The sequence below is a fragment of the Methylobacterium sp. Leaf123 genome (assembly GCF_001423405.1).
Classification (GTDB): domain Bacteria; phylum Pseudomonadota; class Alphaproteobacteria; order Rhizobiales; family Beijerinckiaceae; genus Methylobacterium.
This window is the reverse complement of the sequence record NZ_LMNS01000012.1, coordinates 39,573-51,677: the sequence shown is the minus strand read 5'-3', so window position 1 is coordinate 51,677 and position 12,105 is coordinate 39,573. Positions and strand designations below refer to the sequence as shown.

Sequence of the window (12,105 nt, the reverse complement as noted above, 5' to 3'; positions counted from 1 at the left end):
ATTTGTGGAGGGCTAGCTGTTCGTCACACCAGGCTTGGCTTATCTCCTCCGCCGTTCCTCGACAGGGCAGCACAGCAGGCGGACCGGTGGAAGAAGTCCTCACCCGATGGCTCGGCTCGACGGCCTCGCTCCGCACCGAGATCGTCGCGGCCATCGGCCTCGTGCTCACCTTCGGCGTCAGCGTCCATGTGCTGCTGCGCAAGCGGGTGGTGGGCGCGGCGATCGGCTGGATTGGGCTCGCGTGGCTGGCGCCGGTCTTCGGGACGCTGCTCTACCTCACCTTCGGCATCAACCGGGTGGAGCGGCGCGCCCGCCGGCTGAAGCGGCGCCCCTCGCAGACCACCGACGAGACGCCGCAGCCCTCCGCCCACGTGCCCGAGCGCTACCACGCCCTCGACTTGGCGGTGCAGGCGGTCACCGGCCTGCCGACGGTGGCGGGCAACCGAGTCGAGGTCTTCCGCAACGGTGACGAAGCCTATCCGGCGATGCTGGCGGCGATCGGCGAGGCCCGCCGCAGCGTCGCCCTGTCGAGCTACATCTTTCGCGACGACACCACCGGCCGGGCGTTCTGCGCGGCGCTGAAGGCGGCACAGGATCGCGGCGCGGAGGTGCGCGTGATCCTCGACGGCATCGGCAGCGGCTATTTCTTTCCGGCCGCGTGGCGGCATCTGCGCCGGCTCGGGGTGCCGGCCGGCCTGTTCATGCACTCCGTCCTGCCCTGGCGGATGCCGTTCCTGAACCTGCGCACGCATAAGAAGCTGCTGATCATCGACGGGGGCGTCGCCTTCACCGGCGGCGTCAACATCTCCGACGGCAACCGGGTCTCGGAGAAGCCGGATTTTCCGATCCGCGACACGCATTTCCGGATCGAGGGGCCGGTGGTCGAGCACCTGACCCAGGCCTTCATCGCCGACTGGCAGTTCGTGAGCGACGAGGAGCTGGAGGGCGAGGCGTGGCTGCCGCCGCTGGCGCCGGCCGGCGCGGTCACCGCCCGCGTCGTCACCTCCGGCCCGGACGCCGATATCGAGAAGATCGCGACCGTGGTGCTCCAGGCGATCACCTGCGCGAAGGAGTCGATCCGGCTGACGACGCCCTATTTCCTGCCCAACGAACTCGTGCTGAACGCGCTCAGCCTCGCGGCGGCGCGGGGGATCGCGGTCGATGTCGCCATCCCGCGCAAGAGCGACCACCGCTTCGTCGATTGGGCGACCCGCGGCCATATCGATCCGCTCCTGAAGAGCGGTGTGCGGGTCTGGATCGACGAGCCGCCCTTCGATCACTCGAAGGCGATGGTGGTCGATGGGCAATGGTGCTTCATCGGCAGCGCGAACTGGGATTCGCGCAGCTTCCGCCTGAACTTCGAGCTCAACGTGGAGGTCTACGACGTGGCGCTGGCCCGGGCGCTCGAAGCCTTCATTGCGACGAAGTTTCAGACCCCCCTGCGCCTCGCCGACCTCGACGCCCGCTCGCTCCCCGTACGCCTGCGCGACGCAGCCGTCCGACTGCTTCTGCCATACCTCTGAGCCGACTGACCGAGACGACCCCTTCCGGCGCGGGCGAGAGGTGCACCACGATCGGGTGATGGTCGGAGAGGCCGCGGGGCAGGACCATGTGCTCATGGCAGACGAGCCCGCGCACGAGGCAGCGGTCGAGCCGCAGCGGCAGCACATCGACCATGGCATGGGTCGGCCGCCGGGGGCCGACATCGCGGAACCCCGGCAACAGGGCCGGGCCGACGATGTTGTAGTCGCCGAGCACCGCCGCGCGCGGCGGCAGGTGGCTCTCGATCCGCCGCAACTGGCGCCGGTTCAGCACCTGCCCGTGCGAAAGATGCACGTTGGCGACGCCGAACTCACCGGTATCAAGCACTTGGCAGACCCTATCGATCAGCACCCCCGGCGGCAGGGTGACGATCTCGGGCGGGTTGGGCCACGGCGTCGGGCTCCACATCGCCGGACCGTGGATGCGACCGGGCAATTGCGCCCAGGCATAGACCCCGCCGACGCGCTTGGTCAGCGCCGCGATCTCCTTCGTCGCCTCCTGCATCAGCAGGAAGTCCGGCCGCTCCTGCTCGATCAACGCCACGAGGCAATCCACCGCCGCGCCGGTGCGGCGCAGCAGGTTCCAGCTCACGATTTTTTTCGTGTTCGGGCCCGGCTCGGTGGTGATCGGAGGTGGACGTCTGAGGAGCATGGCAGTCCGTTTGCCCGCGTCGCGTGACGGCTTCAGGGCGACGGGGAGGCAATGCGCGGACCGCGGATCGGTTCGCGTCTCACTGCACCTTGCTGAAGTCCTTCCCGTGATTCTGCCCGTGATTCTTCCGGTCGAGAAAAGCCGCGATGCCCTCCTCCGCCGCCCGGGCCAGCATATTCTCCAGCATCACCCGGCCGGCATGGGCGTAGGCTTGCGTCAGCGGCATCTCCAGTTGCTCGTAGAAGGCCCGTTTGCCGACCCGCACCGTGTCGGGGTTGCGCGCGGCGATCCCTGCGGCGAGGGCCTGCGCGGCGGCCAGAGCGCCGCCCGCCGCCACCACGTCGTTGACGAGGCCGAGACCCCGGGCCTCCTCCGCATCCGCCATGTCGGCGGTGAGCAGCATCCGCATCGCCGCCTTGCGTGAGAGGTTGCGCGAGAGCGCCACCATCGGCGTCGAGCAGAACAGGCCGATCTGCACGCCCGGCGTGGCAAAGCGCGCCTGCGCCCCCGCCACGGCCAGATCGCAGGAGGCCACGAGCTGGCACCCGGCCGCGGTCGCGACGCCCTCCACCGCCGCGATCACCGGCTGGGGCAGTGCGGGAATCGCCATCATCACGTCTGAGCACAGGGCGAACAGCGTTTCGAACCGTTTCGCGCCGCGGTCGGGTTCGCTGCGATAACCGGTCATCTCCTTGAGGTCATGGCCGGCGCAGAAGGTGGGGCCTGCGGCTGCCAGCACCACGGCCCGCACCGTGCCGTCACCCGCCAGATGGGCGAAGGTCGCCCGCAGCGCTTCGAGCAGGGCCAAGGAGAGCGCATTGCGCGCCCCCGGCCGGTTCAGCGTCAGGGTGGCGACGCCGTCGCGGTCCTCGCGCAGCAGGAGCGGGTTCGTGCCGGTTTCGCCCATGAGCATCCTCGTCGCACCGATGTCGTGAGGCTCGTTTTCGCGCGCCATGGCGGGCGCGGCAACGCCGACCCCTAGCCCGCTCTTGTGCGGTGCCATACCGTGCGCCGCACCAAAGCTCTGCCAGCCTGGAGACCGCCCCCTTTGACCGACGAAACCACGCGCCCCACCACCCGCACGCCCGACCACGCCATCGAGCCGATCTTCGCCGAGCGCTGGTCGCCGCGCGTCTTCACCGGGGAGACGGTGCCGGAGGCGGAATTGCTGCGGATGTTCGAGGCGGCGCGCTGGTCGCCCTCATCCTACAACTCGCAGCCCTGGCGCTTCCTCTACGCGCTGCGCGGCACGCCCGAATGGCAGGCGTTCTTCGATCTCCTCGTGCCCGGCAACCAGAAATGGGCCGAGGGCACCGGCGCCCTGGTCTTCCTCGTCTCCAGCGAGCGGATGAAGGTCGGCGACGAATTCAAGCCGTCCGCCAGCCACTCGCTCGATGCCGGCGCCGCCTCGCTCGCCTTCGCGCTTCAGGCCAACCGCCAGGGCTGGCACGTCCACGGCATGGGCGGCTTCGACCGGAAGCGGGCGCTCACCGTGCTGAACGTGCCCGAGCATCATCGGGTCGAGGCGGCCTACGGCGTCGGTCGCGCCACACCCTGGGCGGAGCTGAGCGAGGAGCAGAGGGCCAAGGAGCGCCCGAACGACCGCCGCCCGATCACCGATTTCGCCTTCCGCGGCGGCTTCCCGCAGCGGGAAGGCTGAGTACGGAAGGCGGATTGCGCCGGTCCCGGCGGGGGCAGATGAGAAGCAACCGGTCTCGCCGCGACGCGGCGCGGCCGGCAGGACGATGCAGAGCCGGCGCGGGGGGCCGCCGCAGGTCGAGGACATTGCCGTGCCGGAGCCGGCGGACATTTACGAAAAGCTCGTCGCGGATTTCCGTTGGGAGATCCCGGAGCGCTACAACATCGCGGCCGATGTCTGCGACCGCTGGGCGCTGAGCGAGCCCGACCGCACCGCGCTCCTCGTGCTCGGCCCCGACGACCGCCCCGAGCCGGTGAGCTACGGCCGCCTGCGCTCCGATTCCCTGCGGCTCGCGGCGGCGCTGGCCGCGCGCGCCGTCGGGCCGGGCGACCGGGTGGGCGTGCTGCTGCCGCAATCGGCGGCGGTGGTGGTGACCCACTTGGCCGCCTACCGGCTCGGGGCGATCGCGCTGCCGCTCGCCGGCCTGTTCGGTGAGGCGGCCCTGCGCCATCGCCTCGCCGATTCCGGCGCGCGGGCCATCGTCACCGACGCGCCCGGACTGGCCAAGCTGGAACGGCTGCGCGCCGACCTGCCGGATCTCGCCACGATCCTCTCGGTCGATGGGGCCGGGGAGGCTGCGGAGGATTTCTTCGCGGTTCTGGAGAGCGCCCCGGACGGGTTCGAGACGCGGGCGACCGGGCCCGACGATCCGGCCCTGATGATCTACACCTCCGGCACGACCGGCCTCGCTAAGGGGGCGCTGCATGGCCACCGGGTCCTGCTCGGCCACCTGCCGGGCTGGAGCGTGATGCATGGCTTCCCGCCCGAGGGAACCGGGCTGATGTGGACTCCCTCCGACTGGGCCTGGGCCGGCGGCCTTCTGAACGTGCTGATGCCGTCCCTTCGCCTCGGCATGCCGGTGGTCGCCCGGCCGCTCGGCCGGTTCGAGCCGGAGGCGGCGTTTCGGCTGATGGCGGATCTCGGCGTCACCCACGCCTTCCTGCCGCCGACGGCGTTGCGCATGCTGCGCGGGGTGGCCGATCCACGCCAACGATTCGATCTCTCCGCCTTGCGCAACATCGCCTCCGCCGGCGAGGCGCTCGGAGCCGAGACCTTCGATTGGGCCCGCGACGCCCTCGGCCTCACCATCGGCGAGGCCTATGGCCAGACCGAGTGCAACCTCGTTCTCGCTTCCAGCGCGCGGATCGGCGTGGCCCGGGCCGGCGCGACGGGCAAACCGGTGCCGGGCCACCGCGTCGCGGTTCTGCGCGCGGACGGGACCGAGGCGGATGCGGATGAACCCGGCGAGATCGCCGTGCGTGCCCCCGATCCGGTGCTGTTCCTCGGCTACTGGAATCAACCCGAGGCGACCGCCAAGAAGTTCCGCGACGGCTGGTGGATGACCGGCGACCAAGCGCGGCGCGACGCCGACGGCTATATCCGCTTCGTCGGCCGCGAGGACGATCTCATCACCTCCGCCGCCTACCGGATCGGCCCGGCCGAGATCGAAGCCTGCCTCTGCGCCCATCCGGCGGTGGGGCTGGCCGCCGCGGTGGGCGTGCCCGATCCGCTGCGCACCGAGACCGTGAAGGCCTTCGTCACCCTGCGCGCGGGCTTCTCGCCCTCCGAGGTGCTCGCCGCAGAAATCCTCGCCTTCGCCAAGGCCCGGCTCTCCGCCCACGAGGTGCCCCGCGCGCTCGCGTTTCGCGACACGCTGCCGATGACGACGAGCGGCAAGATCATCCGGCGGCAATTGCGGGACGAGCCGGCATAGAGCCACCTCCGACCCGATTGCATCAGGCTGGCGTCTCTAGGCCTTTGATTGAACGCGCATTCTTTCGACGAACCGGGGACCACTCGTCGGAATGCGCTCCAGCTCCAATCGTTCACCCTGGAATTAAACGCATAAAGACATCTTTATGTCTTGATTGCTCCCTAGAGCGAGCCCTGCTACAGGGATGGCCGACCCGGCCGGGTGAACCGGCCGATGCGCCGGGCCGAAGCGCCGGAACGATTGGACGTTTCGCGCCGGCCACGACTGAAAAGGGATACCGAGATGGCAGTTGCCAACGATTACATCGTCAAGGACATCGGGCTGGCCGATTACGGCCGCAAGGAAATCTCGATCGCCGAGACCGAGATGCCCGGCCTGATGTCGACCCGCGCCGAGTACGGCGCGGCGCAGCCGCTCAAGGGCGCCAAGATCGCCGGCTCGCTGCACATGACGATCCAGACGGCGGTGCTGATCGAGACCCTGAAGGCGCTCGGCGCCGACATCCGCTGGGTGTCGTGCAACATCTACTCGACCCAGGACCACGCCGCCGCCGCCATCGCCGCCGCCGGCATCCCGGTCTTCGCGGTGAAGGGCGAGACCCTGACCGAGTACTGGGACTACACCTCGAAGCTGTTCGACTGGCATGACGGCGGAATGCCGAACATGATCCTCGACGACGGCGGCGATGCCACCATGTTCGTCCATCTGGGTCTGCGCGCCGAGAACGGCGACACCGCCTTCCTCGACAAGCCGGAATCCGAGGAGGAAGAGGTCTTCTTCGCGCTCCTGAAGAAGAAACTCGCCGAGAAGCCGAAGGGCTGGTTCGCGGGTCTGGCCGACTCGATCAAGGGCGTCTCCGAGGAGACCACCACGGGCGTTCACCGCCTCTACAACCTCGCCAAGGAGGGCAAGCTGCTCTTCCCGGCGATCAACGTGAACGACTCGGTCACCAAGTCGAAGTTCGACAACCTCTACGGCTGCAAGGAGTCGCTGGTCGACGGCATCCGCCGCGGCACCGACGTCATGATGGCCGGCAAGGTCGCGATGGTCGCGGGCTTCGGTGACGTGGGCAAGGGCTCGGCCGCTTCGCTCCGCAACGCCGGCTGCCGCGTGCTCGTCTCCGAGATCGATCCGATCTGCGCCCTGCAGGCGGCGATGGAAGGCTACGAGGTCGTCACGATGGAAGACGCGGCCCCCCGCGCCGACATCTTCGTGACCGCCACGGGCAACAAGGACATCATCACGATCGAGCACATGCGGGCCATGAAGGACCGTGCGATCGTGTGCAACATCGGCCACTTCGACAACGAGATTCAGGTCGCTGGCCTGAAGAACCTCAAGTGGCAGAACATCAAGCCGCAGGTCGATGAGATCGAGTTCGCCGACGGCCACCGCATCATCCTCCTCTCGGAGGGTCGTCTGGTGAACCTCGGCAACGCGACGGGCCACCCGTCCTTCGTGATGTCGGCCTCCTTCACCAACCAGACCCTCGCCCAGATCGAGCTCTGGACGAACCCCGGCAAGTACGAGCGTCAGGTCTACACCCTGCCCAAGGCCCTCGACGAGAAGGTCGCGGCTTTGCACCTCGAGAAGATCGGCGTGAAGCTCTCCAAGCTCCGCCCCGATCAGGCCGCCTATATCGGCGTGTCGCAGACCGGCCCGTTCAAGCCCGAGCATTACCGCTACTGATCGGTCTTCGGGCCTCCGGTTTCCGCGCAGGAATTCGGAGGTTTGAGGCGGCCCAAGGCAAGATTCGCGAGGAAGCCCGGCTCATGGCCGGGCTTCTTTGCGTTTCGGCGACATCCGCCACAGAGTCGGCAGGCCGCCGGGGGTGCCGCGAACCTGTTTTGGCGGCCCCGGCTGCCACGCGAAACCAGATCCCGACCTCGGCCCGGCGCCCGGCAATTCTTAAAAATTCGTCAAGTCCCGATTTCGGCGGTGTGGCTTTTGGGTGCTGTGTGGCGCCCGAATGCAGGACCGACGGGTTCCGGGCCACAAAGGCGCTTCCAGGCGGAATCGACCCCGCGTTACAGTGGCGCGAATCTTCGGAAGCAGGTGCCCGCGCGGCGGCGGCAAGCCGGTCGCAGCAGCGGGTGTTTGCCCGGTGCGGTCCGGGAGCTTTCCAGGCGCAGGCCCCAGGGCCTGCGGAGCGTGCCGGGTTTGGGGTGGGGGCGGGACATGGGTCTGGAACGGGCGGCGCGCGCCCTGTCGCGCGTCGGCGTCCTCGTCGTCGCGGCACCGGTCGCGGCATTCGCCGAGGGCGCTCCGTCCATCGAAGCGAGGCCGATGCTGGGAGCGATGCAGACGCACAACGTTGTCGGCCTCGCCGTCGTCCTCGGCCTGATCCTGTTCGCGACCATCCTGTCGCTGGTCTACCTGCGCGAGCGCGTCGGCTGGACGCGCAAGGAGCGCGCGCTTCAGGACGAACTCGCCCAATTGCGCGGCGCGCATGACCGCGCCGAGATGCTGCTCCATTCCGAGCGTCAGGTTCTCGTCGCCTGGGCCGGGCGTGGCGAGCCGTCGATCGTGGGCGATGCCGGCTTTGCTCAAGATCTCCGGAACCAGGATCCTCGCAGCCAGGATTCGCGCGGGCTTCAGGGCGGCTCGCGGCATCTGCTCGCCTTCGGCACGTGGCTCGCCCCCCAGGACGCGCAACTGCTCGATTCCGCCGTCGCGACGCTGTGCGAGCGCGGCACCGGCTTCCGGATGAACCTGCGCAGCCTCGCCGGGCGCTACATCGAGGCGCAGGGTCAGGCGGTCGGCGGGCGGGCGCTGCTGCGCCTGCGCGAGACCACCGACGAGCGCCGCGAGCTGATCGAGCTGCGCCACACGCTGGACGAGGCCAAGCGCGGCCTGTCCGCGCTGGCGGGCCTGCTCGACGCACTGCCGCAGCCGATCTGGCATCGCAGCCCGGACGGGGCGCTCGCCTTCGTCAACGCGGCCTACGCCGCCGCCGTGGAGGCCCCGAACCGCGAGGCCGCCCTCAGCCACGGCCTCGAATTGCTCGACCGGAGCGCCCGCGAACAGATCGTCCGGCAGGCGCGCCGGCCGGGCCTTCCCGCCCAGGCCTTGCGCCTCTCGGCGGTGGTGGCGGGTGCGCGCCGCACCCTCGATGTCAGCGAGAGCACCCTGGAAACCGGCCGGGTCGGCATCGCCGTCGATGTCTCGGAGCTGGAAAGCGTCCGGGCCGACCTGCAGCGGCAGATGGACGCCAACGTCCGCACCCTCGACCAGTTGCCGACCGCGGTGGCGATGTTCGACGCGCGCCAGCGCCTGATCTTCCACAACGCCGCCTACCAGCGCCTGTGGGATCTCGACCCCGCCTTCCTCGAAGGCCGCCCGCTCGACGGCGAAATCCTCGACCGCCTGCGCGCCGCGCGCAAACTCCCCGAGCAGGCCGATTTCCGCTCGTGGAAGACCGATGTGCTCGCCGCTTACCGCGCGGTCGAGCCCACCGACACGCCCTGGTACCTGCCCGACGGGCGGACGCTGCGCGTCGTCGCCGACCCCAATCCGCAGGGCGGCCTGACCTATCTCTACCACGACGTCTCGGAGAGCATGAAGCTCGCCTCGCGCTACGACGCGCTGATGAAGGAGCAGGCCGAGACCCTGGAAGCCCTCAAGGAGCCGGTGGCGGTGTTCGGCGCCGACGGGCGCCTGACGGTGGCCAACCGCGCCTTCGCCGCGACCTGGCGCCTCGACCCGGCGACGCTGGCGGGCAAGCCGCATGTCGATGCGGTGATCGCCGCCTGCCGGGCGTTGACGCCGGACCAGAGCCCCTGGGCCGGCATCCGCCAGTCGGTCACCGGCCTCTCCGAGACCCGCAGCGGCCATGGCTGCCGCCTCGACATCAACGACGGCACGGTGCTCGATTGCTCCTCGCAGCCGCTGCCGCTCGGCGCGACGCTGCTGACCTTCATCGACGTCACCGCGAGCGCCAATGTCGAGCGCGCGCTGACCGAGAAGAACGACGCCCTGGAGCGCGCCTCGCAACTGCGCGACACCTTCGTCCACCACGTCTCCTACGAGCTGCGCTCGCCGCTGACCAACATCATCGGCTTCACCCAGCTCCTCGGCGACGAGACCGTCGGCGCCCTCAACGAGCGCCAGCGCGAATATTCCGAGCACATCATGCGCTCGTCGGCCGCGCTGCTCGTCATCATCAACGACATCCTCGATCTCGCCTCGATCGATGCCGGCTCGCTCGAACTCCAGCGCGAGACGATCGACGTGCGCGCCACCGTGGAAGCGGCCGTGCGCGGCATCGAGGACCGGCTGGCGGAATCCGATATCGGCCTCGACCTCGACGTGCCGGAGGGGGTCGGCAGCGTGTTCGCCGACGGCAAGCGGGTGCGTCAGATCCTGTTCAACCTGCTCTCCAACGCGGTCGGCTTCTCCGCGCCGGGCCAGCAGGTCCGCGTCGAGGCGCGGCGCGAGGGGCGGGAGCTGCGGTTGACGGTGACCGATCGCGGCCGCGGTATCGCGCCCGAAATCATCGACCGGGTGTTCGACCGGTTCGAGAGCAACACGCTGGGCACCAAGCATCGCGGCGTCGGGCTCGGCCTCTCGATCGTGCGCTCCTTCGTCGAGCTGCATGGCGGGCGGGTCGAGATCCACTCGGCACCCGGCACGGGCACGCGGGTCACCTGCCTGTTCCCCGTCGAGCCGCCGAGCAATGGCGGGCTGGCCGAGGCCGCCGAGTAGGGGCGTTCACGGGATCGGGATGAGGGGGGCCGACGCCGAGGGGCGGGGCTCACCGCGGCGGCTAAAAATGGTTAAACATCCCCCGCTAGAAGGGCGGAGGCTTAACCCTGATCGGGGTGGCCGTTCGCGGCGTTGCGGAGGATTGGGGCGGTGAGCGAGGATCCGGACGGCATGGCGGGAAGCCCGCAGCCCGGCCCGTCGCAGGGCGAGGACCCGGCACAGCCGGAATCGTCGGCGCCGCGGCGCGCCGCCTGGGAGGTGTTGCTGCCCGAGGAGGGCGCGACCGAGGACATGGCCGCCTTCCTCGCCGGCTTCCTCCGGCCCGGCGACCTCGTGGCCCTGTCCGGCGGTCTCGGCGCGGGCAAGACCACGCTCGCCCGCGCGATGATCCGCGAATTGGCCGGCGATCCGCGGCTCGAAGTGCCGAGCCCGACCTTCACCCTGATCCAGCCCTACGAGACCCGCTCCGGCGGCGCGGTGATCCACGCCGACCTCTACCGCCTGCGCGGCCCGGACGAGTTGGTGGAACTCGGCTTCGACGAACTCTCCGACACCGCGATCACCCTGGTCGAGTGGCCCGAGCGCCTGGGCGCGCGCGACAACCCGACCCTCACCGTCGAGCTGTCCCTGAGGGCCGAGTTCGGTGAGGAGGCCCGCCTCGTGCGGATCGACGGCACGCCCGAGATGCTGGAGCGGCTGACACGCGCCCGTGCGATCCGGGCACTGCTCGCCCGCAGCGGATGGGACGAGGCCGACCGGGTGCTGATGCAGGGCGATGCCTCCTCGCGCGCCTATGAGCGGCTGGTGAAGCCGAGCGGCGAGACCGCCGTGCTGATGATCTCGCCGCCCCGGCCCGACGGGCCGCCGGTGAAGGACGGGAAACCCTACAGCGCCGTGGTCAAGCTCGCCGAGAGCGTTCACGCCTTCGTCGGCATGGACCGGGCGCTGCGCGCGATCGGCTTTTCCGCGCCGAAGATCCTGGGCGAGAACCTCGATGCCGGCCTGCTGATCCTGGAGGATCTCGGCGCCGAGCCGGTGATCGAGAACGGCACGCCGCGCCCCGAGCGCTACGCCGAGGCCGTCCGGCTGCTGGCCAAGCTCCACGCCACCGATCTGCCCAGCGCCGTGCCGGTGAGCGAGGGGATCGACCACGTCATCCCGCCCTACGACCTCGAAGCCCTGCTGTTCGAGGCGGAGCTGCTGCCCGAATGGTACGCGCCGGCGATCCGCGGCACGAGCCTGTCACCGGAGGCGCGGCGCACCTTCCGCGACCTGTGGGCCGAGGCGCTGAGAGACCTGATCGCCGAGCCCGCCACCTGGACCCTGCGCGATTACCACTCGCCCAACCTGATCTGGCTCCCCGAGCGGACCGGGCTAGAGCGAGTCGGGGTGATCGATTTCCAGGATGCGGTGATGGGCCATCCGGCCTACGACGTCGCCTCGCTGCTTCAGGACGCGCGGGTCGATGCCAGCGCCGATTTCGAATTGCGCCTGCTCGGCCTCTACATCCGCGAGCGCCGGGGCCGGGATATCGGCTTCGACATGCAGGCCTTCGCCCGCGCCTACGCGGTGCTGGCGGCGCAGCGTGCCACCAAGATTCTCGGCATCTTCGCCCGCCTCGACAAACGCGACGGCAAGCCGGGCTACCTCGCCCACCTGCCGCGGATCGAGGGTTATCTCGCGCGCAACCTCGCCCATCCGGCGCTGGCCTCGGTGCGGGCGTGGCACGAGACGCACCTGCCGAGCCTCGTCGCCCCGCGGCCGGACGCCGATTCCGCCGCGTCCTGAACGCTTC

Annotated in this window: 8 protein-coding genes; 6 read left to right on the top strand and 2 right to left on the bottom strand. The window is 69.8% G+C overall.

Translation table 11 applies throughout. The features are described 5' to 3' along the window. Window positions 1-86: 86 nt before the first annotated feature. Window positions 87-1,523, top strand: coding sequence for a cardiolipin synthase (gene cls / locus ASF53_RS10015; protein ID WP_056197525.1), 1,437 nt, complete (start codon window positions 87-89; stop codon window positions 1,521-1,523). Here the strand turns inward: cls and ASF53_RS10010 are convergent. Both ASF53_RS10010 and ASF53_RS10005 read right to left on the bottom strand, forming a co-directional pair. Continuing rightward, window positions 1,414-2,193: an endonuclease/exonuclease/phosphatase family protein gene (locus ASF53_RS10010; protein ID WP_082482629.1), complete on the bottom strand. Its 780-nt coding sequence runs from the start codon at window positions 2,191-2,193 to the stop codon at window positions 1,414-1,416. The two genes, cls and ASF53_RS10010, sit on opposite strands and share 110 nt — an antisense overlap. A 79-nt stretch (window positions 2,194-2,272) precedes the next feature. Continuing rightward, window positions 2,273-3,100 carry an enoyl-CoA hydratase gene (locus ASF53_RS10005; protein ID WP_056198379.1) on the bottom strand — a complete coding sequence of 276 codons (828 nt, stop codon included), beginning with the start codon at window positions 3,098-3,100 and terminating at the stop codon, window positions 2,273-2,275. Between the two features lie 141 nt (window positions 3,101-3,241). Between ASF53_RS10005 and ASF53_RS10000 the strand changes: the two genes are divergently transcribed. The 5 genes from ASF53_RS10000 (at window position 3,242) to tsaE (ending at window position 12,098) form a co-directional block, all read left to right on the top strand. Further along, window positions 3,242-3,853, top strand: a complete 612-nt coding sequence (locus ASF53_RS10000) for a nitroreductase family protein (protein ID WP_056197521.1) — start codon at window positions 3,242-3,244, stop codon at window positions 3,851-3,853. An 85-nt stretch (window positions 3,854-3,938) separates the two neighbouring features. Beyond that, window positions 3,939-5,606: an AMP-binding protein gene (locus ASF53_RS09995; RefSeq protein ID WP_286134299.1), complete on the top strand. Its 1,668-nt coding sequence runs from the start codon at window positions 3,939-3,941 to the stop codon at window positions 5,604-5,606. A gap of 282 nt (window positions 5,607-5,888) precedes the next feature. After that, window positions 5,889-7,295: an adenosylhomocysteinase gene (ahcY, locus tag ASF53_RS09990; RefSeq protein WP_056197519.1), complete on the top strand. Its 1,407-nt coding sequence runs from the start codon at window positions 5,889-5,891 to the stop codon at window positions 7,293-7,295. A 489-nt stretch (window positions 7,296-7,784) separates the two neighbouring features. Then, window positions 7,785-10,310, top strand: coding sequence for a sensor histidine kinase (locus tag ASF53_RS09985; protein WP_056197517.1), 2,526 nt, complete (start codon window positions 7,785-7,787; stop codon window positions 10,308-10,310). A gap of 150 nt (window positions 10,311-10,460) precedes the next feature. Further along, entirely contained in the window at window positions 10,461-12,098 is a 1,638-nt protein-coding gene (tsaE, locus tag ASF53_RS09980) for a tRNA (adenosine(37)-N6)-threonylcarbamoyltransferase complex ATPase subunit type 1 TsaE (protein ID WP_056197515.1), read from the top strand. The last annotated feature ends 7 nt before the right edge of the window (window positions 12,099-12,105 follow it).

Coding starts and splice junctions, on each gene's coding strand:
- ASF53_RS10010 (WP_082482629.1), bottom strand. CDS start 2,193: ATGCTCCTCAGACGTCCACCTCCGATCACCACCGAGCCGGGCCCGAAC.
- ASF53_RS10005 (WP_056198379.1), bottom strand. CDS start 3,100: ATGGGCGAAACCGGCACGAACCCGCTCCTGCTGCGCGAGGACCGCGAC.
- ASF53_RS09995 (WP_286134299.1), top strand. CDS start 3,939: ATGCAGAGCCGGCGCGGGGGGCCGCCGCAGGTCGAGGACATTGCCGTG.
- ahcY (WP_056197519.1), top strand. CDS start 5,889: ATGGCAGTTGCCAACGATTACATCGTCAAGGACATCGGGCTGGCCGAT.
- ASF53_RS09985 (WP_056197517.1), top strand. CDS start 7,785: ATGGGTCTGGAACGGGCGGCGCGCGCCCTGTCGCGCGTCGGCGTCCTC.